The following is a 26,569-nucleotide window of genomic DNA, read 5'->3' on the forward strand; positions in this document are numbered from 1 at the left end:
GGCACATTGTTATCAAGCCCATCGGGTAAGGCTAACCATTATGCTTTCAGCAATGCGCCGGCTTTCGCCACTACGTTTTCCACGGTGAAACCGAACTCCTCGAACAGCTGCTCCGCGGGGGCGGACTCGCCGAACCGGGTCATACCGATAATGGCGCCCTGCAGGCCGACATATTTATACCAGTAATCCGCTATGCCGGCTTCAATGGACAGCCGGGCAGGGACCCCGGACGGCAGCACCGACTCCCGGTACGCCTCGTCCTGCCGGTCGAAGACATCGGTGGACGGCATCGACACCAACCGCACGCGATGTCCCTGTGCCGTCAAGCGATCCCAGGCCCGCGCCGCCAGGTCCACTTCCGAACCGGTGGCGATCATCAGCAGCTCCGGTATACCGCCGCAGTCCTTAAGCACATAGGCGCCGCGGCGAATATCCGCCAACTGCCGTGGGGAACGCGGCTGCTGCGCCAGGTTCTGGCGGGAAAGCACCAGCGCGGTGGGGCCGTCATCGCGCTCCACGGCATGCTGCCAGGCAATGGCCGTTTCCACCTGGTCGCAGGGCCGCCAGGTACTGACATTCGGCGTCAGTCGCAGGCTGGCCAACTGTTCCACCGGCTGATGGGTCGGTCCGTCTTCTCCCAGTCCGATGGAATCATGGGTATAGACCAATACATTGCGCAGTTTCATCAGCGCCGCCATGCGCACCGCATTGCGCGCATACTCCATAAACATCAGAAAGGTGGCGGAATAGGGCAGAAACCCTCCGTGCAGTGCGATACCGTTGGTGATGGCCGTCATGCCGAACTCGCGTACGCCGTAATGGAGATAGTTGCCAGCCGGGTCTTCGGCGATGTCCTTGGAACCGGACCATATGGTCAGATTGCTCGGCGCCAGATCGGCGGATCCCCCCAAAAATTCCGGTAGCATCTTGCCGAAGGTTTCCAGCGCATTTTGCGACGCCTTGCGGCTGGCGATATTCGCCGGATGGGCCTGCAGCGTTTCGACGTAATGCTGGGCCGCCGCGAACCAGCCGGAGGGCAATCCACCCGCCATTCGGCGTTTGAATTCAGCGGCCGGTTCCGGGAAAGCCCGGGCATAGGCGGCGAATTTTTCATCCCAGGCGGACTCAAGCTCCCGGCCCCTGGCCTTGGCATCCCATAATGCGTAAATTTCCGCCGGAATCTGGAATGCCGGCCACGGCCAGTTTAATGTCTCGCGGGTAGCCAGAATTTCCTCTTCCCCCAGCGGAGCGCCGTGGGCCTCACTGGTGCCGCCCTTGTGGGGCGAGCCGAAGCCGATGATGGTTTTGCAGATAATCAGCGACGGTTTATCGGCCACTGCGCGGGCTTCCTCGATAGCCGCTTTAATCGCCGCGCTGTCGTGGCCGTCCACGCCGTCCACCACATGCCAGCCATAGGCGGCAAAACGTGCGGCGGTATCGTCCTTGAACCAGCCTGCCACCTCGCCGTCGATGGATATGCCGTTATCGTCATAGAAGGCGGTCAGCTTGCCCAGGCGCAGTGTGCCCGCCAGCGAGCAGGCTTCGTGGGAAATGCCTTCCATCATGCAACCGTCGCCCATAAAGACGTAGGTGCGATGGTCGACGATATCATGTCCCGGACGATTGAACTGCGCCGCCAGGGTGCGTTCGGCGATGGCGAAACCCACGGCATTGGCTATGCCCTGTCCCAGCGGTCCGGTGGTGGTTTCAACGCCGGGGGTATAACCGAACTCCGGATGACCCGGCGTACGGGAATGCAGCTGGCGAAAGCCGGCCAGTTCCGTCAGGGGCAGGTCATAGCCGGTAAGATGCAACAGACTATAGAGCAGCATCGAACCGTGGCCGTTTGACAGCACAAAGCGATCCCGATCGGCCCAGCCGGGATTTTGCGGGTTGTGTATCAGATAGTCGCGCCACAGGACCTCGGCGATATCCGCCATGCCCATCGGGGCGCCGGGATGTCCGGATTTGGCTTTTTGTACCGCATCCATGCTCAGTGCGCGAATGGCGTTAGCCAACTCTTTACGGGGTAGCATAATCTTGCTCCTGGGTGGTTATAGTTCAGCGGCCAGCATATCTTCCAGCTTTTGCTGGTCCACGGCGAACAGGCGGATGCCTTCAGCCAGTTTTTCCACCGCCATGGCGTCCTGATTGTGCTGCCAGCGGAATTCCGTTTCGGTAAGCAGATCCGGATGAGGCAGGCAGCGGGCGGGCGGCGTCAGTTTTCGTTCAAGGGAAGCGTCGGATTTCTTCATCTGATCCAGCAATGCGGGGGAGATGGTCAGACGATCGCAGCCCGCCAGGGCCAGTACCTGCTCCACGAGGCGGAAGCTGGCGCCCATGATGACCGTAGGGTAGCGATGCTCTTTATAATATTCATAGATGGCCCGTACCGATTTAACGCCGGGGTCCTGCTCGGCGTCGTACGCGGCGGCGGGCTGCCTGGCCTGATACCAGTCATAGATGCGGCCGACGAAGGGCGATATGAGGAATACGCCGGCCTCGGCGCAGGCCCGCGCCTGGGCAAAGGAAAACAGCAGCGTCAGGTTGGTGTTGATGTGCTCTTTTTCGAGCTCTTCGGCGGCCCGGATCCCTTCCCAGGTGGCGGCGAGCTTGATCAGGATACGGGAACGGTCGATGCCCTGCTCTTTATAAAGGGCGATAAGCTTGCGCGCCTTGGCGATACACATGCCGCGATCGAACGACAGCCGGGCATCCACTTCGGTGGAAACACGGCCGGGGACGATGTTGAGTATCTCCCCGCCGATGTTCACCGCCAGTTTATCGCAGGCGTTAATCAGCCGGGTTTCCCTGTTTCCCCCCTGCTTGCGGGCATAATCAAGGGCGTCGTCAATCAGGGTATGGTATTGGGGCAGCGCCGCTGCCTTCAGGATCAAGGAGGGGTTGGTGGTGGCGTCCTGCGGCTCGAATTGCCGGATGGATTCAATGTCGCCGCTGTCGGCGACTACCACGGTCAGTTGCTTGAGTGCCTCTAACTGGTTCATTTTTATGCTCCTTAATCAGACTTCCCGGTCTGATTATTTCAGGAGGAGGAAGAGTGAGAACGCTTATTTTTCCGCCCCCTGCTGTTCGTAATAGTCAATCTTCGCCACCTTCGGTGCCGATCGACCCCCTTCAAACTCGGATCCCAGCCAGGATTCGATAATGCTTTTCGCCAGCTCCGGCCCGATGACCCGCGCGCCAAGAGTGATGATTTGCGCATCGTTGCTCTTGCGGGCCCGTTGCGCGGAGTAAGTGTCGTGGCACAGCGCGGCGCGGACGCCCGGAACCTTATTGGCGACGATACTCATGCCGATGCCGGTACCGCAGAGCAAGATGCCGCGCTGGTGTTTTTCATCCCTGATGGCGCTGGCGACCTGGAAAGCGACGTCGGGATAGGTTTCCCCTTCGCTTTTGCCGGTGAAATCCGTGACGGGTATCTGGCGGTCTTGAAGAAATTTAACCAACACATCTTTCAGCTCAATGGCGGCATCATCTGCTCCAATAGCTATTGGCAGCATAAAATACTCCTTATTTGTAATAAAAAGGGTTTAAACCAGTAATGGAAGATCATTTTTCTACCATAACCATAATCAATCATATGTTCAATACATGTTCATTTATTTTTTACGATTTGACCAGTGATTTAACTCATTGAGTGATAATTATCGCAAAAATAATCCTTTAATAAGCCATTAACCTCTTTTTAAAATGCTTTTTGAACAGAGTCACACTTTCAAACGTCCCAACTAGGTAATTTTCAGTAAGGGGTTTATTGTTCATTTGTTCCGTAAGTATTCTTATGCTCATCGAGCGCAAGCTATTACAGCCGGAATCATAAGCGGGGGATATAAAGGAGCCGCCGCGCGGGCGTAACGGACGTGCGTGATAAAAGAGGGACGCCAATAACGTAACGATTCAGAAAAGAGTGCGATGATATGCCGGTATCCTGACGCTGGGCCAGCAAGGATACCGGCTTGTATTAATGGATTTCACTCGAGTAACGAATGAACGGATAGCGACGGGAAAAACGCGTTATACCGGTCGGGAAAAAACATCCGGATAATGAATATATCCAAGCGATTTCGCGTTGCTGAAAGATGACGGGTATAGGCCTGGTTTCTAGGAGGAACATATGACGAACGGTCAAAAAGAAAGACAAGGTGAATTATCACTGCGGGGCAAAGTGGCCCTTATTACCGGCGGAGCGGCGGGCATCGGACACGCCATCGCCGAACGCTTTTTGCAAAACGGCGCCCGGGTGGCCCTGCTGGACTTCGCGGCGGACGTCGCCGGTATAGCACAGCAGCTCAGCGAACATCATGCCATCGGCATTCATACCGATGTTACCAGCAAGGCTTCGGTGCAACAGGCAGTGGCCCAGGCCAAGGAACATTTCGGCCACCTCGATATTCTGGTGAACAGCGCGGGGATTGTCGCGCTGCAACCGGCGGAAGACCTGTCGGAAGAGTTCTGGGACCGCACGATGGCGGTAAATCTCAAAGGGGTATTTCTCGCCAGCCAGACGGTGGGCGCCCATTTTATCGCTCAGGGCAGCGGCAGCATCATCAACATGGCGTCGCAGGCCGGCGTAGTGGCATTGCCTAATCATCTGGCCTATTGCGCCAGTAAAGGCGGGGTCATCAGCCTGACCCAGGTGCTGGCATTGGAATGGGGACCGCATAACGTGCGCGTCAACGCCATTTCTCCCACCGTGGTGCTCACCGAACTGGGGCGTAAAGCCTGGTCGGGAGAGGTGGCGGAAGAAATGAAGCGGAAAATCCCGCTGCGGCGTTTCGCCGAACCGCAGGATATTGCCGCCAGCGCGCTGTTTCTCGCCAGCGATGCCGCCAGTATGATCACGGGCGCCAATCTGGTGGTGGACGGCGGCTATACCATTCAATGAGTTAACCTTCAGGCAAAGATGAGGTCAAGATGAACAGGATTATTAACGATCCGGATCAGGTGGTGGAAGATGCCCTGCAGGGATTCCTGAAAGCCTACCCGGAATATTACACCGCCACCGAAAATCCCCGGGTGCTGAAAACGCCGGCCGCGCCTATTGCCGGCAAAGTGGGTATAGTAACCGGCGGCGGCAGCGGCCATGAGCCCGCTTTCCTGGGCTATGTGGGCAAAAATCTCCTTGATGCGGTGGCCATAGGCGAAATTTTTTCCTCTCCCACCGCCGGCGCTTTTCTTGATGCGTTCAAATCCGCCGATGGCGGCGCGGGGGTCGCCTGCCTGTACGGCAACTATGCCGGCGATAACATGAACGTCAAAATGGCCATTAAAAAAGCCACCGCGGCGGGCATCGCGGTCAAGACCGTGGTAGCCAACGACGACGTGGCGTCCGCGCCCGCCAGTGAAAAGGAAAAACGGCGCGGCGTGGCGGGGGAAATCCTGATGTGGAAAGTCGGCGCTGCGGCGGCGGCGAAAGGCTATGACCTGGACGGGGTAATAGCGGCGGCGCAGAAAGCCATTGACCAGTGCCGCTCCATCGGTATCGGCTTAAGTTCCTGCACCATTCCGGCGGTGGGTAAGCCCAATTTCTTTATCGAAGACGGCACGATGGAGATCGGCATCGGCCATCACGGGGAGCCGGGGGTGGAAATTTCTCCCATCCAATCCGCGTCCGCCATGGCGGAGACCATGCTCAATCTGGTGCTCAACGACCGGCCCCTGGGCAAAGGGGATGAAGTGGCGCTGCTGATTTCCGGCCTCGGCGCAACGCCTGTTATGGAGCTGTATATTTACTACGCCGAGATTGAAAAGCGTCTGAGCGCTCGCGGGGTGGCTATCCATCGCCGTTATGTGGGCAACTATTTTACCTCGCTGGAAATGATGGGGGTGACGCTGACGGTGATGAAGCTGGATGATGAACTGAAAGCCCTTATCGACGTACCGGTCCAATCGTTGGGTTTGACCCAGGTGGAATAAATCATGGCAGAGCAGATTTCAACGCAGTATGGTAGCGAGATCGTAGCGGATCTGGTGAATGTGATCGTCGGTAACCGGGAGTACCTCAGTGAAATCGACGGCGCGATTGGCGATGGCGATCACGGCATCAATATGTCCAAAGGTTTCACCTTATGCGGCAAGGCCATCAACGGCAAAGCGCTGACCCTGGCGCAGGCCTTCGATGCCCTGTCCGACGCGCTGATGGAAGGTATCGGGGGATCCATGGGGCCGCTGTACGGCAGTCTCTTTATGGGCATGGCGGACAGCGTGCGGGATAAGCCGTTTCTGGATAAGGCGGCGTTTGCGGCGATGCTGCGCGGCGGCTTGACCGGATTGCAGGATATCAGCAGCGCCGGCGTCGGCGATAAATGCCTGATGGATACCCTGATCCCGGCGGTGGACGGTTTTGAACGTTCCGTGCTGCAGGGCGACAGCTTCAGCCAGGCGCTGGCGCAGCTGAAACTCAACGCGGCCCAGGGACGCGACTCCACCCGTGATCTGGTGGCCAAAATAGGCCGTGCCAGCCGTTTGGGCGAGCGTTCGCGCGGTGTGCTGGATGCCGGTGCGGTATCCTGTTGCCTGCTGTTGACCCAGCTGGCCGATACGGTGGAGCGACGATTGGCGTCGGTGGCGGTGTAGCGTCGGTATAAAAGCGGGCTTGTGATTTTCTATTCCCTCTTTCACAATGGATGAGGGATTAGAAGATGCAGGCTTGTCATGAGGAAACGGGTGATAGATGGAAAAACAAACGATATTCCAAGATAATGAACTACTGACCGAGATTGCCGTTGCTTATTATCAAGACGAGATCACCCAGGAAGAGATAGCAAATAAATTCGGCATTTCCCGCATCAAGGTTGGTCGTCTGCTTAAACGCGCCCGGGAAGAGGGCATCGTCGAAATCACCGTCCGCTATCATCCGGTGTTCAGCTCCAGGCTTGAGCAGCAGATGAAGGAGCGTTTCCCCATCAGCCGCGCGCTGATTGCGCTTGATTACCAGGACGAGGACGAACAGCGTCGCCAGGTGGCGGCCCTGGTGGCGAATTTTCTGGCGCTGACGTTGAAAGACAATATGGTGCTGACGGTGGGACAGGGCCGTAACGTTTCAGCCGTGGCGGATCATATCGGGCAGGTGCCGGAAAAAAATTGCCGGTTTATCTGCGGCATCGGCGGGACCCATCGGCCCGGAGATGCCATTAACGCCGATCATATCAGCCGTCGGATGGCCAGGAAATTCGGCGGCATCAGCGAAACGCTTTATGCGCCGGCCTATGTGGAAAATCGCGCCCTTAAACAGGCGTTCATGCAAAACGGTACGATCAAGGATACTCTCGATCGCGCTCGTAAAGCCGATATCGCCCTGGTGGGCATCGGTGATATGAATGAAAACAGCTATATGGTCAAGCTGGGCTGGTTTACTCCCCATGAGATTATCGATGCCAATCTCAACCAGGGCGTTATCGGCGATATTGCCGGTTATGATTTCTTTAATGCCCAGGGGATTCATGTGGATACGGTGATGAGCGATCGGGTGATCGGCCTGAGCATCGAGGAGCTACGGAATATTCCCTGCGTGATCGCCATTGCTTCAGAGAATACCAAGGCGCTGGCGATACTGGGCGCCCTGCGTACCGGGGCCATCAATATCATCGCCACCAGCGCCCAGAACGTGCGGACCATTATCAACCTGTCGCAATAACGGCCCGGTTCCGCGGGCCGGGCCTGTTGACGCTGGGTAGGCTTGTCAGCCGCCCGTGCGCGGGGTTATTCCGTAGAAACCTGCCGGGCGATTTCCTCTACCTGGCGGATGGCCGCCGCGATGTGCTCCGGCGAGACGGCGTCAACCGCCAGCACGAAGGTTTCCTGCCTGCCGGCGGCGAATTCCGCCAGGGTGGCTATCGCCGTTTCACGATCGGTGGTAATGCCCAATGAGGCAAAATTGTAGGGAAATCCGTTTTTTCTATAAAAGGGCATGAGTTTTTTCACCACGTCCGCATCGCCGGTGGTCACCAGTTGCACCAGTATGCCGTAGGCCACTTTCACGCCGTGCAGTATTTCATGCGTTTCCGGCAGATAGCTCAGGGCGTTGTGAATGGCGTGGGCACCCGCCATGCGGCCATATTCTCCGCCGCAGCCGCCCACCATGCCGGCGACGGCAACCACCGCCTCGGCAACCCGCTGGAAGGCGGGGGTAACCCGGCCCGCATCCATGTCGGCCAATGCCGCCGGTGTGTCCGCAAGCAGGGTATCCAGGGTGGTTTTCGCCGCCGCCAGTCCCATGGTGACGAACAGCGGCAAACTGTCCCGGGGGTATTTGCGGGTAATGGCTTCGGCTTCGTACCATTTTGCCAGGGTGTCGCCGATTCCGCCGACAAAGTACGCTTTGGGGGAGGCTATCAGTAACGATAAATCCAGCAGCACCAGGTGGGCGGCGCGGTGGTAATAATCCACCTGTTTGAAGGTGTGGTCGGGGTGATAGACCGCGGAGAGAGGGGTATAGGCTGAACAGGTGCCCATGACCGTCGGAATAAGGATATTTTCCACGTTCAGGAGTTCGGCGGTGCCTTTGGCGGTATCCAGCGCGCGTCCGCCGCCGATGCCGATAATCACATCCGCGTCCGGCGCCAGTTGTGACAGCCGCTGCATATCTTCATGGCTGGCGGTTTCATCATAAAACAGCACCGGGATAGTCAATTTTTCCGGCATGAACCGTTGGAACGCGGCATAGGCGTGTTTGCCGGCTATGATATAGGGGCGTTGGAAATGGGTTAATTTTTCCGGTAAATACCGTAAGGCCCCCTCTTCGCAGATATATTGCCCCGGACCGCTCCGTACAACCTGGCTTAATCGCATGTTACATATTGCCCGCTAGTATAAATAAAACACGAGTATAATCGTTTGGCGGCGCCTCACGCTACCTGTAACTGGCCCGGTGCGCGTTCGTTGATGGCGGGCCTGGCCTGCGGTTACAGGTCTTGCGGGTCTTCTTCAAACCAGTGGTGATAGCGCTCCGCGACCTGGGTCAGGGAGAAAATCATCTCTTTTAGGTGCTGATGCATCGCCAGCTCGGCGGCGTCGGCGTCGCCGGCGATAATGGCATCGAGGATGCGGCTGTGCTGCTTAATCAGGCTCGCCGGCGGCGACTCCTTGCTCAGGGTAAGAAAGCGCACCCTGTCCATGCCGGCTTTGATATTCTCAATGGTTTCCCAGGCCAGTTCGCAGTGAACGCTTTGCGCCAGTCCGCGATGGAATTCATCATCCAGCAGGAGGAATTCGTAAGGATCGTCTTTTTCCGCCGCCAATGTTTGCTGATGTATCATCCCGTTCAATCGGGCGATGTCCTCGGGTCTGGCCTCCGCCGCCGCCCGCCGGACCACCGCTGTTTCGATGGCTTCACGGATAAAGCGGCCGTCGGCCACATGGCGGGCGGATATCTTGCGTACAAAGGTGCCGCGCTGCGGCAGTATCTGCACCAGGCCGGTTTCCGCCAGTTTGATAAAGGCTTCGCGCACCGGCTGGCGGGAAATTTTGTACCGGGAGGAAATCTCGTTTTCCGACAAGGTCGAGCCAGGATGAATGGTGCAGGAGACAATATCTAGGCGTAAGAAACGGTAGATCTGTTTACTCACTGATTCGTAGGCGGTGATGTCTCGACTAAGGGGCATAAGTATTTCATTTTTATGTAGGCGTAGAAGAATTCGATAAGTCTAAAGAGGAGTGAAGGCCAGCGCCAGTCATTTTGACGTTTAGGGTGGACGGGAAGCGATCAGGCGAAAGGCGGACGGCTCGACGGGAGCCGTTCGCCCATAGGGATCAGGAGGCGGAGACCGGGTTGCCCTGATGCTTTGGCGATTTGATAACCACCAATACCAGCAAGGCGCCCAGAGCGGCTACCACCCCCGCCAGCACGAAGGCGCTGTCGAATTTGCCGGTATGCTGTACGATATAGCCGGTGGCGACCGGGCCCACGATACCGGACACGCTGCCGATAAGATGGATAAAACCGCTTGCGCCCCCGACCCGGCTTTTATGCACCACGTCCTGGATAATGGCCCAGTAAATGGCGCCGGTGATATAAAGAAAGAAAATCGACACCGACATCAGCACCACTGCCGGCACCACGCTGCTCACCATGCCCGCCAGCGCCACGCAAATCGCCGCCGCGAATAACGACACTACCAGCACGATTTTGCGCGAGAGCAGCAGGCGGCCGGTTAACTGAAAAATTCTGTCGGAAATCCATCCCCCCAGCGCCAAACCCACGAACCCCACAATCCAAGGAATCATCGTGGTGAGGCTCATTTCCTTGATGTTCAGGTTATGGGCCTGTACCAGATAGCTGGGGAACCAGCTCAGGAAGAAAAACAGAATGTAGTTATAACAGAAGAAGGCGAAGGCGGTGACCAGGATAATCGGCTGGCGCAGGTAATATCCCAGGCCGTGGGCCGATTGGGCCAGTTCTTCGTCTGCGCTGATGACTTCCGCTTTCATCTGGTTTACCAGCAGCCGTTCCTCTTCGCTGACCCGTTTGCTGCGGGACGGATTGTCCGCGGCGAAGAACAGCCAGCCGGCCATCCACACCAGGCCGATGACGCAAATCGCTATAAAAGCCGGACGCCAGCCGAACGCCAGGGCCAGATAACCCACGATCGGCCCGCTTACCGCGCCGCCCAGCGGCGAACCGGCGCTGAGAAAGCCCATGGCCGTTGCCGCCTGTTTTTTCGGAAACCAGCCGTTGATGGTTTTATTGGCGGAGGCGCAGATTGGCCCCTCCGCCATGCCGAACAGTACCCGCAGGATCATCATCGACCAGAAGCCGGTGGCGAAGGCGGTCAATCCGCAAAATATGGACCAGAGCGTCACCGCCAGTCCCATCACCAGTTTGGGACCGAATCGGTCCGTCGCCAGGCCGCCGAGAAAGTTGAATAAGGCATAACCAAAAAAGAAGCTGCCGAAGATCAGGCCGAACTGTTCAGCGTTAATGGTTAGGTCTTTTTCTATCATCGGAACGGTGATCGACAATGCAACCCTGTCGATGTAATTGATCATGTAGACCAGGAATAACAGGAAAACGATCGTCCAGCGTAAGTTACGAAACATAGCAACTCCGGTTCTTATGAAGAATTTAGGGCACCGAGGCGGCGTATACCGTACGAAGCGTATCAGCCGACAGTAAGAATCACCTTGCAGCAGCGCTGCGGATCTTGTTCAAAGATAGTCATCGCCTCTTCTATCTGGGCCAGGGGCAGGGAATGGGTCACCAGCTTGGCCGGCGCGATAATGCCGCGCGCCATCCAGTCGATGACCGCCGGGAATCGCTTACTGTTCAGCCGCGAGGTGAACAGCGAAATCTCCTTGCTGGTGAGGCTTTGCTGCGTCACCGTGCAAGGGTCGCCGGAGAACCCCAGCAGGCCGATGCGGGCGGCGGGGGAGGCCAGCGCCACGGCTTCGGGCAGAATGGACGGATGGCAGGCGGCATCCACTATCAGAGTCGGCTGCTCGCCGTTTAGCAGTTCCGCCAGCGGCGTGGTGCCGTTATCCAGCGTCAGGTCGGCTCCGCTGGCACGGGCCAGCGCCAGGCGCTGCGGAATGCGGTCTACCACGATCACCCGGCTCACGTCATAGACGCCTTTTAGCACCTGGACAACCGTCAGCCCCATGGGCCCGGCGCCATATACCAGCGCCACGTCCCGCGTCGTGGGCTTGAGAAAGGCGGTGATATTGGCGGCGATGGTGAAGGGTTCCACCAGGCTCGCCACCTCATCGGGAATGGCGGCGGGCAGGAGATAGGCGTTTTCCGCCGGGGCGCAGGCATACTCGCTGAAACCGCCGTCGCGGTGTACGCCAATCACCTGCAAAGAGGCGCAGACGTTAGGGCGGCCCACCGAACAGGGGTAGCAGTGGCCGCAGCTGACCACCGGGTCCACCGCGACCCGTTCGCCGATGCGCCGGCTGTCCGCTCCCGCCCCGACCGCGTCAATTACGCCGAAAAATTCGTGGCCGATAACCCGGGGATAGCGGGCGAAGGGATTATGCCCGCGCCAAATATGCACATCGGAACCGCAAATACTGGCGGAACGAATTTTGATCCGGACTTCACCGGCGGCGGGTTGCGGTATGTCCCGCTGCTGCAAAACCAGCTCGCCCGGCTTATTGATGACTACACTTTTCATGAGGGTCGCTTTCCTTACTTTATTAACCTAGAGCAATAGGTTAAAAATACTACTTCCATTCTTCCATACAAGTATTCTTGAATGGAAATAAGACGCCCGTCACACATTTAGCAGGCGTCGGGTATCAGGCTGGATTGAATGCCGGAGAATTACCGCAGTTCTCTTTCGCGGGCGGGGTTAACGCTGGGGGGACTCCCCGCCGGAATATCATCACGTTGCTTTTCCGGCGGGTGGTAATATCGGGCCTCTACCGAAACGGCGGCTCGTTGAAGGTGCGAAGCTTGCGGGAATGCAATTGATCGCCTTCCGCGCGCAGCAGTTCGATGGCGTGGATGCCTATCTGCAGGTGCTCGGAGATGGCGCCGTCATAGAAACGGTTCGCCTGGCCGGGCAGCTTGATTTCGCCGTGCAGCGGCTTGTCCGAAACGCACAGCAGCGTGCCGTAAGGTACCCGGAAGCGGTAACCCTGGGCGGCGATGGTGGCGCTCTCCATGTCCACCGCCACCGCGCGGCTAAGGTTAAAACGCAGCGCCGAGGCGGAATAGCGCAGCTCCCAGTTCCGATCGTCGGTAGTGACCACGGTGCCGGTGCGCAGGCGCTGCTTCACCTGCTCCCCCGGCATGGCGCTGATGGTTTTGGTCGCGTCATACAGGGCGCGCTGCACTTCGGCGATGCTGGGAATGGGAATATCCGGCGGCAACACCGCGTCCAGCACGTGATCGTCGCGCAGGTAAGCGTGCGCCAGCACATAGTCGCCTATCATCTGGCTCTCCCGCAGACCGCCGCAGTGGCCGATCATCAGCCAGGCGTGGGGACGCAGGACCGCAAGGTGATCGCAAATGGTCTTGGCGTTGGACGGGCCGACGCCGATGTTCACCAGCGTGATGCCCCGTCCCCGCCTTGAAATAAGATGGTAAGCGGGCATCTGATGGTTTTTCCAGGCCAGATCGGAAACCGCTTGCCCGGGATTCAAGGTCTCGGCGGTGACATAGGTGCCCCCGGCGCAGGACAGCGCCTCATACGGGCTGTCGGGGTCGGCAATCTGGCTGCAGGCCCAGCGTACGAATTCATCCACATAGCGGGTGTAGTTGGTGAACAGGATGAACGGCTGGAAATGGTCCACCGGCGTGCCGGTATAGTGCTTAAGACGGGCCAGGGAAAAATCGGTGCGCAGGGCGTCGAAATGGGATAACGGAAAGTTCTTGGCATAGGTAAATAACCCGTCGGCGGTTTCATCGCCGATTTGCGACAGCTCCGTGGTGGGAAAATGCTGCGCGATGCCGGCGCTCATGGAGCGGTCAAGAGCCAGGTCGGAACCGTCGATGACATAAGGAAAGGGAATTTCATGATGCGACGGCAGCACCTCGATACTGGCGGCGTATTCGCCCTCCAGCATCTCCAACTGGTGGGTCAGATAATGCCGAAACAGCCGTGGACGGGTAATGGTGGTGGTGTAGCAGCCCGGACGGGCGAAACGGCCGTAAGCCCGGTTCTTGGGATGGCCTTGGGAAACCCCGTCCCAGTTGACACGCAGTTCGGGATAAGCAAACAGTCCCGCGGCCCGCGCCTGTTCGTCCGGTAGCCGGCCGTCCTTGATGAAATCCTTGATGGCTTCGCGCAGCGCCGTTACCGCGCCGTCATACAGCGACTCCAGCTTATCCAGGGCCTGGGCGGCGGTAAAGTTAATGCCGGATGTATTATTATCCACGTTATCTCCTTGGTTTTACCGATACAGCAATTGATCTATGGCTATTTGCCATAGATCAGCAGGCGTTATGCTGATTTTATCATTTCATCGCCCTATCCAGGCCCCTTTCCGGCGGGATTATCGCTGATTATTCCTCATGGATGAATTTGAGACAATGATCCTCCCGCCAAAGGGCCCGATAAGATTACCTCTATGGCGGCGCAGGGAACAACGCCGGTCAATATAGCGCCGGTCAGGTCAGCTCCGGTCAGGTCGGCTCCGGTCAGGTCAGCTCCGGTCAGGTCGGCTCCGGTCAGGATAGCTCCGGTCAAGTCAGCTCCGGTCAGGTCGGCTTTGCGCAGGTTGGCGCCGCTCAGGTCAGCCCCGCTCAGGTTAGCCCCTCTCAAATCAGCCCAACTCAGGTTTGCGTTATCCAGGGCAATACCGCTCATGTTCGACTCCCTCAGAATCGTGTTACCCAATTTAGCGTCTCTCAAATCGGCCCCGCGCAGGTCGACCCCTTTCAGATCGGTATTACCCAGTTCAGCTTCAGCCAAGATGGCCCACCTCAAATCAATCCCTTCCAGATTGGCGGCAAAGAGGTTGGCTTGACGCAGGCAGGCGCCGCGCAGAATGGTATGGCTCAGGTCGGCGCTGCGCAGGTCAGCCTCGTGCAGATTGGCATTCATCAGATTAGCGTCCCTGAGGTCTATATGCCCTCGGTCCGTTAAGACTACGGCGTTATGGGGAAGACCGGCCCGCCGTCGTATCATTAAACCGGTGCTGCTGCGGCAATACATTTTTCTGTTTACTTCCGACCGGATACATTTGCCGTCCTTGCTCACGTCGATAATGACGGGATTTAATTCACAAGGGTCGTCATCCGGCAGGGTGAACGTAACGGTATAGCCGGCGAAATCCACCACCAGCCTTGCCGGAATTTTACAGGAAGCGCTGTCCGGGGACGCAAGGTAAAGTGAGGTGGCCAAGGCTTCGGCGAACGCATCATATGCCTCGGCGCGCTGCCTGCTCAGGTAGCCAAAGGTAAAAAAATTGAGAATATGCTCAAGGATACCTTGAGGTGAGGTGGCTTCGTCTCTTGCCAAACCGGTGCCGATACCGGAAAGGTGTTCCGCCATCGAGCTTGCACGATCAATGGTAAAATTCATTGATGACACTCCTTGCCAATGCCATTGCGGCTGACTTATTTCAACCTCTGAAATGACAAAATGAAGTTAACATGATGAAGGGTAGTGCTCTTTCAGAAAACACTCTTTGATAAGTCCGGTTAAGCATTGGTTCAGGCGATAGCGCAAAGTTTTCGTCGAGACAGGTCCATCGTTTGGCGCCAGATATGGGCACAATATCCCGGCGAATGAAAGGTGAGGGTTGAGTCATCATCTGAGCAACTCCCCCGACGTGGGGGAGTTGAGCTGAACGGGCAAAGCCCGCGCCGGGACGTGACGATCAGTATCTTTCCAGCCAGTGGGCATAAGGCGCCGGCAGGGTCCAGGACGGTCGATCGATACCCAGTTCGCGGGCGGCATAGTAGGCCCAGTGCGGATTGGCCAGATGTGCTTTGCCCACCAGCACCAGATCCAGCTGGCCTTCGGCGACCGCCTTTTCAGCCAGTTCCGGCGTGCCGAACCCCCAGGCGGAAGCTACCGGAATGCCGGTTTCTTCCCGCACCCGCTGCGCGATGGGGCCCATAAACGCCGGTCCCCAGGGAATGTTGGCGTCAGGTGTTGAAAACCCGATGCTGACGCTGAGCAGATCCAGCCCGGTGGCTTTGAACCGGCGGGTTAGTTCGATGGACTCGGTGAGGGTTTCCTCGTCGCGGCCGTCGAATTCGATGACGCCGAAACGGGCGGTGAGCGGCAGATTTTCCGGCCAGACTTCACGCACTGCCGCCAGGGTTTCCAGCAGGAAACGGCTGCGGTTTTCCAAGCTGCCGCCGTACTGGTCGTGGCGCTGGTTGGAGTGCGTGGAGAAGAAACTCTGGCCCAGATAGCCATGGGCGAAATGCAGCTCCAGCCATTCAAAACCGGCGTCGCGGGCACGGCGGGCCGCCGCGACGAAATCGTTGCGTACCCGGGCGATATCCTCCAGGGTCATGGCTTTGGGTTGCTTGGGTAAATTGGCGCCGAAGGCAATCGCGGAGGGCGCGATGGTCTGCCAGCCGCGTGGATCGCTGTCGGCGATATGATCGTCTCCTTCCCAGGGACGATTGGAGCTGGCTTTACGCCCCGCGTGTCCTATCTGGATGCCGGGTACCGCTCCCGCCGCTTTGATGGCTTTTACCACCGGGACAAAGGCCTGCGCCAGCTTGTCGTTCCAGATGCCGGCGCATCCGGGGGTGATACGGCCTTCCGGCGCAACGGCGGTGGCTTCCACCACGACCAGTCCGGCGCCGCCGCGGGCCAGGGCGGCCAGATGTACCTGATGCCAATCGTTGATCAGGCCGTCATCGGCGGAGTACATGCACATCGGCGGGACGGCGATGCGGTTGCGAAGTGTGACATCCTTAAGCTTGAAGGGTTGAAAAAGTGCTGACATAAAGACTTCCTTTTTAAAAGTGGGATCGCATTTACTGATAATTCTATATTTCGATATTAATCGAATAATGGATTTCAGGCAACCTTTTAGGTATAGTTAGCCCATGAGACCTTTCAAACATCCTACCGCCGATGAATTCGTCCTCGAGCGCGTGCTATACGCCCTGAGCGATCCGTTGCGTCTGGACATCGTGCGGCGCCTGGCCCTCCAGGGGGAGGCCAGCTGCGGCGAACTGGACGGCGGCCGTCCTAAATCCAGCGTTTCCCACCATTTCCGCGTCTTGCGCGATGCCGGGCTGGTCCATACTCAAAACGTCGGCACCACCCATATGAATCAGCTGCGCCGTGAAGATATGCAGACCCGCTTCCCCGGCTTGCTGGACGTGATATTGTCGCAGCGGGTTTAACTTCATTGCGCTTTCCTCGCCGGGATGATAAAAAACTTTTCATTGTTAGCGATGTAGCGGCCAGACAGATGACCAAAAACCGTATCCTGCGTGATGCCCTCGCGGGCGGGAAACTCCTTACCGCCATGGCGGCTCATAATCCCCTGGCGGCGAAGCTGGCGGAAGAAGCGGGCTTCGACGCCGTTTGGGGCAGCGGTTTCGAACTGTCCGCCAGCTATGCGGTACCCGATGCCAATATTCTTTCCATGGGTACCCATCTGGAGATGATGCGCGCCATCGCATCGGTAACAGCCATTCCGTTGATAGCCGATATCGATACCGGTTTCGGCAATGCGGTAAACGTCAGCTATGTGGTTCCGCAGTATGAGGCCGCCGGCGCCTCGGCTGTCGTCATTGAAGACAAAACCTTCCCCAAGGATACCAGCCTGCGCGCCGGGGGCCGCCAGGAGCTGGTGCGCGTTGACGAGTTCCAGGGCAAGGTGGCCGCAGCGGTGAGCGCCCGGCATGACCGGGATTTTATGGTTATCGCCCGGGTGGAAGCCCTGATAGCCGGCCTGGGCCAGGCGGAAGCGCAAAAACGCGGCCTGGCCTACCAGGAAGCGGGGGCCGATGCGGTATTGATTCACTCAAAGCAAACCACGCCGGATGAAATCCTCTCTTTTATCGCCGCCTGGCAGGGGAGCATTCCCTTGGTGCTGGTACCCACCGCCTATCCGCAGCTCACCGAAGCCGACATTGCCGCCCTGGGCAAGGTGGGTATCGTGATTTACGGTAATCACGCCATCCGCGCGGCGGTGGGCGCCATGCGCAGCGTTTTTGCGCAAATCCGCCGGGACGGCGGTATCCGTGAAGTGGATAAAACGCTGCCCGCGGTAAAAGAGATTATTGAATTGCAGGATGATGCCCGCATGCGCCGTATCGAAGGAAAGTTTTTACGCTGACAGCGGCAATCAGGCCCTGTTTTAGCTAAGGGCCACATTATAACGATCCATGCACGCCGGGCCGCCGCGACAGCGCCATGCTATCAAGACAGCATGGCTAAAGCGTCATTAACGCCAAGCCTTTTGATGGCTCTCACGGTTTAGCCGGTCAATTTTCGGTATGATAAAAATAGGTATTATTCAGTGAAAAGAGAACGATCGTGGAAATACAACTTTTGCATGAATTTGTATTATTGTCGAAAACACTGAATTTTAGCAAAGCCGCGCAGAAAATGAATATTACTCAGCCGGTATTAAGCAGGCATATGAAATATTTGGAGGAATATTTTGAAGTCAGTTTCTTTAAACGCGACACGCATAAGGTTGAACTGACCAGCGCCGGGAAATTATTTTCTGAGGAAGCGAGCAAAATATTATTCCAATATGAAACGTCGGTTTCAGCGATCCAATCGTTTACCGGTAAAAGCCGACGCCGGCTCTCAATTACTTTTCTGGGAGAAGCCATCCAGAAAGTCTTGATAACTTTCCTGACGCAATTTCGCGCCAAACATAGCGATATCGCTATAGAATGCCGTGACAGCGAGCTGGATGAAGCCCTTGCTTTACTGGATAACCACACCAGCGATATGGGATTTCTAATCCGGCCCAGTTTTATGATCAATGAATCGAAATTTTGCACGCTGCCTTTTCAAACCGATCCGCTGTGTGCGGTGGTCAATAAATGTCATCCCTTGGCGGGGCGCGGCAGCGTCTCCCTGCGTGAGGTGGGTGAATGGCCGATAATGCGGGTTGATCCCCGTGAGTTTACCCTGTCCGATGAATACAGCACCCGATTTTTAACCATCCATAACATTAATTTCACCCTGGACAGGGAATACCCCAATCTGAAGACCTGCTGTTTCAACCTGGAATTCACCGATCGTGCGGTGCTCCTGATGCCCAGGCACCGGGGATATCTGGCGGGCCAGAACTGCGTCATGCTGGACATTGCCGAAGAGGACTGCTGGTTCAATCTGGAACTGGTCTGGGATAATAAAAATACCAATCCCACGGTGGCCATATTTTTGAAAGAGTTTAAGAATTTTTTAAAGCAATAAATTGAGATATTGCTCCCTCATCCTCCGTAGATTTATATAAATGAAATTATCGATTGCAGTCAAACTCTGATTAAAGTTTTTATTATATATATATTTTAATAACTCAGCCGTATATATATGTAATTGCCATTCTCAATTAAAACTCCACGGTTATACCTTAGACTACATTAAGCCGAATTTTTACAGGGTGGTTTAATTATATTAGAAGGCCAGTGGTCCCCTTGTGAATAATATTTGGATAATTTTTATCTTATTTTTTGTGAGTGATGTCACATATTTTCATTGAAAATTTCCGGTTTCATCAAACGCCGAAAAAAATGGTTATGTGGGAAATGCATAACCGAAAATATAAAAAGAATTTCCCCCGCTCAGGGGGCGATGGTACGTTTTTATTGCCAGAAAGCATCAGGGCAAAAATGTGACTCACACCACTTAAACCTGGATTGCTTTTAATAAATTCTCGTTAAGCCATAAAGGAGTAAACCATGGCGATTAAAGCCAATTATGAATCCGATGCCGGAAAACGCAAAGAAATGTCCCATAAGGAATTGGGCACTATTCCCCATATGCGTTTTGAGGAGTATTCGGAAAAATTAAAACACTGCTTCACCATGAAACGGGAAAACGGAATTCTTGAAGCCCGGCTGCATACCAACGGCGACAGCCTGCAGTGGGGCGCGCCTGCGCACCAGGCTCTTCATTACTTTTTCGACTGGGCCGGCAGGGATCCGGACAACGAGATCATCATCCTCGGCGGGACGGGAAAGGACTTTATGAAGGGTATCGGCCGGCTTGACGATAAGGGCAATTGGGGTCCCGCAACCGAGTTTAACTCCGCGCCGGAAGAAGCCTGGAAGATGTATGAATATCAATATTATGACGGCACCAATGACATCGAAGGCCAGGTGTTCGATGTGGAAGTGCCCACTATCGGCGTATGGAACGGCGCCGCTTTCCACACCGATCTGGTGCTTTTCAGCGATCTTACCCTTTGTACCGAAGATGCGTGGACCACGGATATGCACTTCCGGGTCAACATGGTTCCCGGCGACGGCATCGGCATTGCCTGGCGGGAGCTGATGGGCCGCAAGCGGTATGCCTATGCGGAACTGACCGGCGAGATCATCACCGCCCGCAAGGCCCTTGCCCTTGGTATGGTCAACGAAATCTGCCCCGATACGGAATCCTGCTATGCCAGAGCAAGGGAAATAGCCGAGCTCATCATGCGGACCGGTACCCGTGTCACCCGCCGCATCACCACCCAGCAGCTGCGGAAGGCCTGGAAGGAGGATATCGCCAATGAGCTTCGCAATGCCTTCTCCACCGAAATGTTCGTGACCGCTACCGAGCACAGTCCCCACGAAGTCAATTACTGGCATTGGGCGCACGAAGAAGCCGAACTGGTCAAGGCGGCGGAGAAGAAAGGTAAGGTTATCCGGCCGCGTGTCAACGGCGGCCAGGAAGAAGATGAGATCAAGTAACCGGGCCGTCATCGGCCGGAACGGGGCGTAACGCCCCGGATGCCGGTGCATCCGGGCCGCCTTTTACCGGCAGAAAATTCATACAACTCGTAAACGGGACAGGTTCATGAATATTGGCAACGACGTCATCATTTCCGCCGCATTGACCGGCGCGGTGACACCAAAAGACATCAATGAAAATATCCCGCTGACACCGGAAGAGATCGCCGCCGATGCTTACCGCTGCTGGCAGCGGGGCGCCGCCATCGTTCATCTCCATATGCGCGACGACGGGGGCCTGGGGACGATGGACAGCAATAAATTCGCCGAAACCATCCGTCTGCTGCGCGACCGCCATGACTGCGATGTGATTATCAACTGCACCACGTCCGGCGACCATCGGGCCAGCGATAAGCAGCGGCAGGAACATGTGGCCAACCTGAACGGAATCGAAATGGCTTCCTGGGACGCGGGCTCCTTTAACTGGATGCCCGGCGGCGTATTTATCAATTCCCCGCAGTTTTTAGGTGCGCTGGGGGAGGTGCTCACCGGCCGGGGCATCAAACCGGAAGTGGAAATTTTCGATGCCGGCATGCTGGGCATCGCCGACTATTTTGTCCAGCAGGGCAAGCTGTCCAGGCCGCTGCATTACCAATTCTGCCTGGGCGTGCCGGGGGGAATGCCCGCCACGGTGGAGAACCTGCTTTATCTCTGCGGGCATATTCCCCCCGACGCCACCTGGTCGGCGTTCGGCGTCGGCAAAGCCCATATGCCCATGCTGTACGCCGCCATAGCATTGGGCGGACATGTCCGCGTGGGTCTGGAAGACAACGTCTATTTCAGCAAGGGCGTAAAAGCGTCCAATACGCAATTGGTGGAACGCGCCGCACAGGCGATCCGACTGTTCGGCAAAGAGGTGGCTACACCGGAACGGGCAAGGAAACTGCTGGGGCTCCGGCCGTTATGAACAAGGCCATCGCCGGACCCCTCCTGAGGGGCTCGCAGGCATGCAAAAGAAGGTTGTTATGAGAGAAGCAGTCATAGTATCCGCGGTCCGTACCCCGGTGGGCAAATGCCGCGGCGCGCTGGCGCCGGTACCGGCGCATATTTTGGGCGCCCTTGCCGTCAAAGAAGCGGTGAAGCGGGCAAACATCGAGCCGGAAAGCATTGATGATGTCATATTTGCCAACCTGATGAATAGCGAAATCAATAACATGGGGCGGATGGTGGCGCTGGAAGCCGGGCTGCCGGTTTCCGTGCCGGGAATTACCCTCGATCGCCAGTGCGCCGCGTCGCTGAACGCGCTGGCCTATGGCGCCATCCAGATCATGGCCGGTTTTGCCGAGGTGATTATCGCCGGCGGGGTGGAAAGCGATTCCCGCCGTACCTGGTCGCTGGAAAAAACCGATAGCGCTTATTCGGTACAACCGCCGCGGTTTGTGGATATCCATACCTCGCCGGACAGCCTGGGCAATCCGCCCATGGGCATCACCGCCGAAAATGTGGCCGCCAAGTATGGTTTGACCCGCCGCCAGCTTGACGAGTTCGCGCTGCGCAGCCACCGGTTGGCCAGCGCCGCTTGGCAGACGGGCCGGTTTGACGAGCAGATCGTACCGGTGCCCGTAACCGATAAAAAAGGCCGGTTAACCACGGTATCCCGCGATGAGCCGCTGCGCTCCGATTGTTCCCTGGAAGCCCTGGCTTCCCTGCGGCCCAGTTTCAGAGCGGACGGCGTGGTGACCGCCGGCAACAGCTCTCCCATGAGCGACGGCGCCGGGGCTATGGTGCTGATGGAGCGTTCGCTGGCGGAGAAAAGCGGCCGCCGGATCCTGGGGGCCTTTCGCGGTTATGCGGCGGCGGGAGTGGATCCCAACCTGATGGGGCTGGGGCCGGTTCCCGCTACCGCCAAGCTCTTGAAGCAGACGGGTCTGGCGGTGGGCGATATTGATTTATGGGAGTTGAACGAGGCTTTCGCCGCCCAATCCATTGCTTGTATCCGGGAAATCGGCATGGATCCCGCGCGGGTCAATCCCAACGGCGGCGCCATTGCCTTGGGGCATCCCCTGGCGGGCACCGGGGCGATCCTGACGGCGAAAACCCTGTATGAAATGAAACGCCGCAACCTGAACAACGCCGTAATCACCTTCTGTGTCGGTGGCGGCCAGGGCGTGGCGGTATTGCTGACGAGGAGCTGATCATGCCGGGAAAATTTGCTTTCGCCGATGAAATCACCGGCTTGTTTGAAGACGGCCAGACGCTGATTTGCGGAGGGTTCGCCAATTGCGGTGTGCCCAATCACCTTATCCAATGCGTGATCGACAGCGGCGCCAGGCACTTTACGCTGATTTCCAATGATTCCGGCGACGCCGATCTCACCATCGGCCGTCTGATTCATCATGGTTTGGTGGATAAGCTCATCGCCTCGCATATCGGCCGCAATACCGAAACCGTGGCGCTGGTGGAGACCGGCAAAATCCAACTGGAGCTGGTGCCCCAGGGCAGCCTGGCGGAGCGCATCCGCTGCGGCGGCGCGGGATTGGGCGGCGTTCTCACCAAAACCGGCCTGGGCACCATGGTGGAGGAGGGGAAACACCGGGTGGTCGTGAACGGTGAAGTGTATTTGCTGGAAACCGCGCTGCGGGCGGATATCGCCCTGGTGCGCGCCCGCACCGCCGATCCGCTGGGAAACCTGACCTATCGCGGCACCATGCGTAACTTTAATCCCCTGGTAGCCAAGGCGGCGCAGATGACCCTGGTAGACGCGGACATGCTGGTGGATGTGGATGAGTACGGCGTGGATCGCATCGTTACCCCCGGCGTGTATGTGGACAAGATCCTGACAACCCAAGGAGAAAACAAATGAATGCCCGTCTGAGGATAGCAAAACGCGCCGCCGGGTATTTTTCCGCCGGCGATGTGGTCAATCTGGGCATCGGCATTCCCAGCCTGTGCGGCGACTATGCCGCCCCCGGCGTGATGTTTCATACCGAAAACGGTCTGGTGGGCATGGGTCCGCTGACGTCGGGACTGCTGGCGGTGGAAGGGTTCTGCAATGCCACCGGCATGCGTTTTGTGCCGGTGCCCGGTGCCTGCGCATTCGACAGCGCGGAATCCTTCGGGCTGGTCCGCTCCGGCAAACTGGCGGCCTCGGTGCTGGGCGCCCTGCAGGTGGCGCAAAACGGCGATCTGGCCAATTGGGCGCAGCCCGGCCGGGTTTTCGGCATGGGCGGGGCGATGGATCTGGTGAACGGCGCCCGGCAGGTGATTATCACCATGGAGCTGTGCGCCAGAGACGGCGCGCGGAAAATCGTCAACGCCTGCAGTTATCCCCTGACGGGCAAACACTGTGTCGACCATATCGTCACGGAACAGTGCGTAATTGACGTGACCGCGGACGGACTGGTGCTGGTGGAGCTGCTGGAAGGCTTGACCCCGAAGGACATCCAGCGCCAGGTGGAACCGAAGCTGATTGTGTCAGATTCCTTGAAAATCATGGAAATATGATGCCAGGAGGATCTCATGGCGAAAGACGCTTTCGGTAAACCAGCGCTGGCTTGCGGCGCGGGGGATAGCGACAAACCTATGCCGAAATGTTGGAAAACCTGCGGACCATCCCGATAAACCCATTACGCATCTCCGGGCGTGGCCCGACTGCGTACAACGAGCTTACCATTATGACTGGTCAAGAAAAATATCTGGCGCTGCCACCAAAGGCCATCGAACGCGGCACCGGTAGAGACGATCATCTTTCCGCCACCAAAAGCAGTTTCGGGCCCCATGGATGGACCATTATTTTTTTTCAGGCCCTGATGTTCTGGCTTGCCGCCGGTGCCGTCACCCACGGTCTGAACGTGATCCTGCCCGCCTTGTCCAAAACCTTTCAGCTGGATTACAACGCGCTGCTGGCGCTGGCGACCCCCGCCTCCTGGGCTTCAATCCTGGCGGGTCCCCTGTGCGCCAGATTGTGTGAAAAGAAGGGTCCCAAATTCAATATCGTTTTTTGCCTTGTCGCCTGCGGGCTGTGTTTTGGCCTGCTGGGTTACTGGGGGACGCTAACCGGATTCACCGTATTGTTTGCCGGGGTCTGCTTTTTCGGTACCGGCTTCGCCTATATGGGCGGCACCGCCCTTATCGCCAATTGGTTTATCCGTAAACAGGGCCTGGCGCTGGGCTGGTGCACCATGGGACAGACCTTTTCCAGCGCCTTCTTCGTGCCGGTGCTGGCCGGTTTCTTCTCGTGGTTCGGCGTTCACAATGGATTTTGGGGCGTGTCGCTGCTGATGTTCGCCACCGCGCTGTTGGTGGCGCTATTCGCCGCCAACAAACCGGAAGATATCGGCTGTGCGCCGGACAATGCGCCCATTACCGCCGAGGAACTGGCCGAACGGGTCCGCGAGCATAAAGACTATATCTGTCCGGTTACCACCGGCCAATTGCTGCGCATGAAGGATGTCTGGTTTATGGGCATCGCCACCGGCGGTATCTATATCATGCTGGTGGGGGTGGTGAGCCAGATAGTGCCCCGATTGATGGGCATGGGCTTTGCACTGAGCACAGCCATCTTCTATATGACCCTCTCTGCGCTGTTCGGTACCTTGGGCGCCTATGGCTGGGGCTGGCTGAACCAAAAGGTGGGGATCAAAGCGGCCATCATGATTTACACCCTGTGGTGGATGGTATCGGTGGTTATCAACATCTTCCAGTACAACGCGCTGACCTTGTGGATTTCCCTGCTGATGATCGGCTTTAGCCTGGCGGGCGCCACTAATTTAAGCACCGCGCTGATAGCCACTAAATTTCCGCGCAGAACCTATATCCGGGCTATCGGCATTATCGCGCCGATCCAGTCCATTGTGCGCTGCTTCGCTTTTTCCATTCTGGCGGTGGGGTTGACCTACTTGGGGGGATATGCCGGAGCCTATTTCCTGCTGGTGGCGGTAGGCGCCGTGACGCTGATTTTGATTTGGCAAACCGATGTGACGCCCGTGGAAACTCTGTCGTTTACCAGTCAGGTTTCCCGGGAGCAATGAAATGCTATTCATCAAGAGGTCGCTATGATGGAAATTGTTATTGCCAGCGCCGTACGTACCGCAATCGGCAGCTTTGGCGGCGGTCTGGCTTCGCTGGCGGCTCCCCGGCTAGGGGCGCTGGTAGCGCGTGAGAGTATCAGGCGTGCCGGTATCGAGCCCGGTATGATCGACGAGGTTTTCCTCGGCAATGTCCTGCAGGCGGGATTGGGCCAAAACCCGGCCCGCCAGGCTATGTTGCATGCCGGCATCGATGAAAAGACCCCGGCGACCACGCTGAACGTTGTCTGCGGATCCGGCTTGAAAAGCGTGATCCTGGCGTCGCAGGTTATCGCTGCGGGCGATGCGCAGATTGTTCTGGCGGGGGGGATGGAAAATATGTCGGCGGCGCCCTATCTGCTGGATAAAGCCCGCTGGGGATACCGGATGGGGGAAGGGACGGTTACCGACAGCATGGTGCATGACGGACTATTTTGCAGTATTAATCAATACCATATGGGAATCACTGCCGAAAATGTCGCCGCCCGTTATTGCATCAGCCGGCTTGAACAGGACAGCATTGCCTTGCGCTCGCAGCAGCGGGCGGTGGCGGCCATTGGCAATGGCGCGTTTCGCCATGAAATCCTGCCGGTTATCCTGCACGGCAAAAAAGGCGACATCATTTTCGATACGGATGAACATCCCCGCGGGGATGTCAGCGCCGAGGGCCTGGCCGGACTGCGTCCGGCCTTTACGCCGGGTGGCAGCGTCACGGCGGGTAATGCTTCCGGCATCAATGACGGCGCGGCCGCGCTGGTGGTCATGAGCGAAGCCCGTGCTCGATCGCTGGATATCCGGCCCTTGGCGCGGATCCGGGGCTATGCCACCTGCGGGGTCGATCCGGCTTTTATGGGCATCGGGCCGGTGCCGGCGGTACGCGCGGCGCTGAAGAAGGCCGGCCTGGGCATGGGTGATATTGATCTGATCGAGGCCAATGAAGCCTTTGCCGCGCAGTTCGCCGCGGTGGGCCATGAGCTGGGGCTGGACGAGGAGAAGACCAACGTCAATGGCGGCGCCATTGCCCTGGGCCATCCTATCGGCGCGTCCGGCGCCAGGATCCTGGTAACGCTGCTCTATGCCCTGGCGGCCCGGGACAAAACCTTCGGTCTGGCGACCCTGTGTGTCGGCGGGGGATTAGGTGTGGCGGTGGTGGTGGAACGCCTTTGACTGCAGACTTGCCGTTAAAGGGAAAGGTTTTGGCTTTTAAAAAATAATGATAGAGGGA

At 57.4% G+C, this 26,569-nt stretch carries 24 protein-coding genes; 14 read left to right on the plus strand and 10 right to left on the minus strand.

Annotation, left to right across the window (positions count from 1 at the left end):
• Positions 1–38: 38 nt before the first annotated feature.
• The 3 genes from tkt to rpiB form a co-directional block, all read right to left on the minus strand.
• The gene (gene tkt, locus ACL2XJ_RS17770) at positions 39–2,036 is read right to left on the minus strand and encodes a transketolase (RefSeq protein WP_413723969.1); all 1,998 of its coding nucleotides are present in this window, start codon (positions 2,034–2,036) and stop codon (positions 39–41) included.
• 18 nt (positions 2,037–2,054) lie between these two features.
• Entirely contained in the window at positions 2,055–3,005 is a 951-nt protein-coding gene (gene tal / locus ACL2XJ_RS17775; RefSeq protein ID WP_413723970.1) for a transaldolase, read from the minus strand.
• Between the two features lie 63 nt (positions 3,006–3,068).
• The gene (rpiB, locus tag ACL2XJ_RS17780) at positions 3,069–3,521 is read right to left on the minus strand and encodes a ribose 5-phosphate isomerase B (protein WP_413723971.1); all 453 of its coding nucleotides are present in this window, start codon (positions 3,519–3,521) and stop codon (positions 3,069–3,071) included.
• 614 nt (positions 3,522–4,135) lie between these two features.
• On the opposite strand from rpiB, the gene ACL2XJ_RS17785 reads away from it, so the two are divergent.
• The 4 genes from ACL2XJ_RS17785 to ACL2XJ_RS17800 all read left to right on the plus strand — a co-directional run bounded on the left by ACL2XJ_RS17785 (position 4,136) and on the right by ACL2XJ_RS17800 (position 7,657).
• Positions 4,136–4,906, plus strand: coding sequence for an SDR family oxidoreductase (locus tag ACL2XJ_RS17785; RefSeq protein WP_132922304.1), 771 nt, complete (start codon positions 4,136–4,138; stop codon positions 4,904–4,906).
• A 29-nt stretch (positions 4,907–4,935) separates the two neighbouring features.
• Positions 4,936–5,937 (plus strand): dihydroxyacetone kinase subunit DhaK, encoded by a 1,002-nt coding sequence (locus ACL2XJ_RS17790; RefSeq protein WP_413723972.1) that lies wholly within the window; start codon positions 4,936–4,938, stop codon positions 5,935–5,937.
• A gap of 3 nt (positions 5,938–5,940) precedes the next feature.
• On the plus strand, positions 5,941–6,597 hold the full coding sequence (gene dhaL / locus ACL2XJ_RS17795; RefSeq protein WP_413723973.1) for a dihydroxyacetone kinase subunit DhaL: 657 nt from the start codon (positions 5,941–5,943) through the stop codon (positions 6,595–6,597).
• A gap of 97 nt (positions 6,598–6,694) precedes the next feature.
• Positions 6,695–7,657 carry a sugar-binding transcriptional regulator gene (locus tag ACL2XJ_RS17800; RefSeq protein ID WP_132922301.1) on the plus strand — a complete coding sequence of 321 codons (963 nt, stop codon included), beginning with the start codon at positions 6,695–6,697 and terminating at the stop codon, positions 7,655–7,657.
• A gap of 65 nt (positions 7,658–7,722) precedes the next feature.
• On the opposite strand, the gene ACL2XJ_RS17805 is transcribed toward ACL2XJ_RS17800, so the two are convergent.
• The 7 genes from ACL2XJ_RS17805 to ACL2XJ_RS17835 form a co-directional block, all read right to left on the minus strand.
• On the minus strand, positions 7,723–8,811 hold the full coding sequence (locus ACL2XJ_RS17805) for an iron-containing alcohol dehydrogenase family protein (RefSeq protein WP_413723974.1): 1,089 nt from the start codon (positions 8,809–8,811) through the stop codon (positions 7,723–7,725).
• 113 nt (positions 8,812–8,924) lie between these two features.
• Positions 8,925–9,623, minus strand: coding sequence for a GntR family transcriptional regulator (locus ACL2XJ_RS17810; protein ID WP_413723975.1), 699 nt, complete (start codon positions 9,621–9,623; stop codon positions 8,925–8,927).
• Positions 9,624–9,771: 148 nt separating this feature from the next.
• Complete coding sequence (locus tag ACL2XJ_RS17815) at positions 9,772–11,058, minus strand: MFS transporter (protein WP_413723976.1); 1,287 nt, start codon at positions 11,056–11,058, stop codon at positions 9,772–9,774.
• A 62-nt stretch (positions 11,059–11,120) separates the two neighbouring features.
• A complete protein-coding gene (locus ACL2XJ_RS17820; protein WP_132922297.1) occupies positions 11,121–12,131 on the minus strand; it encodes a Zn-dependent oxidoreductase in 1,011 nt (336 codons plus the stop codon).
• Positions 12,132–12,378: 247 nt separating this feature from the next.
• Positions 12,379–13,839 carry an AMP nucleosidase gene (locus ACL2XJ_RS17825; protein ID WP_413723977.1) on the minus strand — a complete coding sequence of 487 codons (1,461 nt, stop codon included), beginning with the start codon at positions 13,837–13,839 and terminating at the stop codon, positions 12,379–12,381.
• Between the two features lie 134 nt (positions 13,840–13,973).
• A complete protein-coding gene (locus ACL2XJ_RS17830; protein WP_413723978.1) occupies positions 13,974–14,987 on the minus strand; it encodes a pentapeptide repeat-containing protein in 1,014 nt (337 codons plus the stop codon).
• Between the two features lie 298 nt (positions 14,988–15,285).
• Positions 15,286–16,374, minus strand: a complete 1,089-nt coding sequence (locus ACL2XJ_RS17835; protein ID WP_132922294.1) for an NADH:flavin oxidoreductase/NADH oxidase — start codon at positions 16,372–16,374, stop codon at positions 15,286–15,288.
• 103 nt (positions 16,375–16,477) lie between these two features.
• Here ACL2XJ_RS17835 and ACL2XJ_RS17840 point away from each other — a divergent pair, with 103 nt between their 5' ends.
• The 10 genes from ACL2XJ_RS17840 (at position 16,478) to ACL2XJ_RS17885 (ending at position 26,511) form a co-directional block, all read left to right on the plus strand.
• Positions 16,478–16,780 (plus strand): ArsR/SmtB family transcription factor, encoded by a 303-nt coding sequence (locus ACL2XJ_RS17840; protein ID WP_132922293.1) that lies wholly within the window; start codon positions 16,478–16,480, stop codon positions 16,778–16,780.
• A 68-nt stretch (positions 16,781–16,848) separates the two neighbouring features.
• Positions 16,849–17,721: a phosphonopyruvate hydrolase gene (locus ACL2XJ_RS17845; protein WP_413723979.1), complete on the plus strand. Its 873-nt coding sequence runs from the start codon at positions 16,849–16,851 to the stop codon at positions 17,719–17,721.
• A gap of 200 nt (positions 17,722–17,921) precedes the next feature.
• Positions 17,922–18,818, plus strand: coding sequence for a LysR substrate-binding domain-containing protein (locus ACL2XJ_RS17850; RefSeq protein WP_413723980.1), 897 nt, complete (start codon positions 17,922–17,924; stop codon positions 18,816–18,818).
• A gap of 485 nt (positions 18,819–19,303) precedes the next feature.
• Positions 19,304–20,299 (plus strand): enoyl-CoA hydratase/isomerase family protein, encoded by a 996-nt coding sequence (locus ACL2XJ_RS17855; protein WP_132922290.1) that lies wholly within the window; start codon positions 19,304–19,306, stop codon positions 20,297–20,299.
• A 106-nt stretch (positions 20,300–20,405) separates the two neighbouring features.
• The gene (locus ACL2XJ_RS17860; RefSeq protein WP_203521986.1) at positions 20,406–21,245 is read left to right on the plus strand and encodes a 3-keto-5-aminohexanoate cleavage protein; all 840 of its coding nucleotides are present in this window, start codon (positions 20,406–20,408) and stop codon (positions 21,243–21,245) included.
• A 58-nt stretch (positions 21,246–21,303) separates the two neighbouring features.
• The gene (locus ACL2XJ_RS17865; RefSeq protein ID WP_413723981.1) at positions 21,304–22,473 is read left to right on the plus strand and encodes a thiolase family protein; all 1,170 of its coding nucleotides are present in this window, start codon (positions 21,304–21,306) and stop codon (positions 22,471–22,473) included.
• 2 nt (positions 22,474–22,475) lie between these two features.
• Positions 22,476–23,141, plus strand: a complete 666-nt coding sequence (locus ACL2XJ_RS17870) for a CoA transferase subunit A (RefSeq protein ID WP_413723982.1) — start codon at positions 22,476–22,478, stop codon at positions 23,139–23,141.
• Entirely contained in the window at positions 23,138–23,782 is a 645-nt protein-coding gene (locus ACL2XJ_RS17875; RefSeq protein ID WP_132922286.1) for a CoA-transferase, read from the plus strand. Before ACL2XJ_RS17870 ends, ACL2XJ_RS17875 begins: the two co-directional genes overlap by 4 nt.
• Before the next feature lie 170 nt (positions 23,783–23,952).
• Positions 23,953–25,308, plus strand: coding sequence for an MFS transporter (locus ACL2XJ_RS17880; protein ID WP_132922285.1), 1,356 nt, complete (start codon positions 23,953–23,955; stop codon positions 25,306–25,308).
• Between the two features lie 24 nt (positions 25,309–25,332).
• On the plus strand, positions 25,333–26,511 hold the full coding sequence (locus ACL2XJ_RS17885) for an acetyl-CoA C-acetyltransferase (protein ID WP_413723983.1): 1,179 nt from the start codon (positions 25,333–25,335) through the stop codon (positions 26,509–26,511).
• Positions 26,512–26,569 lie beyond the last annotated feature (58 nt).

Source organism: Sodalis sp. RH16, from assembly GCF_047324245.1.
GTDB lineage: Bacteria > Pseudomonadota > Gammaproteobacteria > Enterobacterales > Enterobacteriaceae > Acerihabitans > Acerihabitans ligni.

Excerpts from the sequence above, each read along its gene's own strand:
- ACL2XJ_RS17830 (WP_413723978.1), bottom strand. The coding sequence starts at position 14,987 with ATGAATTTTACCATTGATCGTGCAAGCTCGATGGCGGAACACCTTTCC.
- ACL2XJ_RS17865 (WP_413723981.1), top strand. The coding sequence starts at position 21,304 with ATGAGAGAAGCAGTCATAGTATCCGCGGTCCGTACCCCGGTGGGCAAA.
- ACL2XJ_RS17810 (WP_413723975.1), bottom strand. The coding sequence starts at position 9,623 with ATGCCCCTTAGTCGAGACATCACCGCCTACGAATCAGTGAGTAAACAG.
- ACL2XJ_RS17840 (WP_132922293.1), top strand. The coding sequence starts at position 16,478 with ATGAGACCTTTCAAACATCCTACCGCCGATGAATTCGTCCTCGAGCGC.
- ACL2XJ_RS17790 (WP_413723972.1), top strand. The coding sequence starts at position 4,936 with ATGAACAGGATTATTAACGATCCGGATCAGGTGGTGGAAGATGCCCTG.
- ACL2XJ_RS17815 (WP_413723976.1), bottom strand. The coding sequence starts at position 11,058 with ATGTTTCGTAACTTACGCTGGACGATCGTTTTCCTGTTATTCCTGGTC.
- tal (WP_413723970.1), bottom strand. The coding sequence starts at position 3,005 with ATGAACCAGTTAGAGGCACTCAAGCAACTGACCGTGGTAGTCGCCGAC.
- ACL2XJ_RS17880 (WP_132922285.1), top strand. The coding sequence starts at position 23,953 with ATGACTGGTCAAGAAAAATATCTGGCGCTGCCACCAAAGGCCATCGAA.
- ACL2XJ_RS17860 (WP_203521986.1), top strand. The coding sequence starts at position 20,406 with ATGAATATTGGCAACGACGTCATCATTTCCGCCGCATTGACCGGCGCG.
- tkt (WP_413723969.1), bottom strand. The coding sequence starts at position 2,036 with ATGCTACCCCGTAAAGAGTTGGCTAACGCCATTCGCGCACTGAGCATG.
- ACL2XJ_RS17885 (WP_413723983.1), top strand. The coding sequence starts at position 25,333 with ATGATGGAAATTGTTATTGCCAGCGCCGTACGTACCGCAATCGGCAGC.
- dhaL (WP_413723973.1), top strand. The coding sequence starts at position 5,941 with ATGGCAGAGCAGATTTCAACGCAGTATGGTAGCGAGATCGTAGCGGAT.
- ACL2XJ_RS17805 (WP_413723974.1), bottom strand. The coding sequence starts at position 8,811 with ATGCGATTAAGCCAGGTTGTACGGAGCGGTCCGGGGCAATATATCTGC.
- ACL2XJ_RS17875 (WP_132922286.1), top strand. The coding sequence starts at position 23,138 with ATGAATGCCCGTCTGAGGATAGCAAAACGCGCCGCCGGGTATTTTTCC.
- ACL2XJ_RS17835 (WP_132922294.1), bottom strand. The coding sequence starts at position 16,374 with ATGTCAGCACTTTTTCAACCCTTCAAGCTTAAGGATGTCACACTTCGC.
- ACL2XJ_RS17845 (WP_413723979.1), top strand. The coding sequence starts at position 16,849 with ATGACCAAAAACCGTATCCTGCGTGATGCCCTCGCGGGCGGGAAACTC.
- ACL2XJ_RS17785 (WP_132922304.1), top strand. The coding sequence starts at position 4,136 with ATGACGAACGGTCAAAAAGAAAGACAAGGTGAATTATCACTGCGGGGC.
- ACL2XJ_RS17820 (WP_132922297.1), bottom strand. The coding sequence starts at position 12,131 with ATGAAAAGTGTAGTCATCAATAAGCCGGGCGAGCTGGTTTTGCAGCAG.
- ACL2XJ_RS17855 (WP_132922290.1), top strand. The coding sequence starts at position 19,304 with ATGGCGATTAAAGCCAATTATGAATCCGATGCCGGAAAACGCAAAGAA.
- ACL2XJ_RS17800 (WP_132922301.1), top strand. The coding sequence starts at position 6,695 with ATGGAAAAACAAACGATATTCCAAGATAATGAACTACTGACCGAGATT.
- rpiB (WP_413723971.1), bottom strand. The coding sequence starts at position 3,521 with ATGCTGCCAATAGCTATTGGAGCAGATGATGCCGCCATTGAGCTGAAA.
- ACL2XJ_RS17870 (WP_413723982.1), top strand. The coding sequence starts at position 22,476 with ATGCCGGGAAAATTTGCTTTCGCCGATGAAATCACCGGCTTGTTTGAA.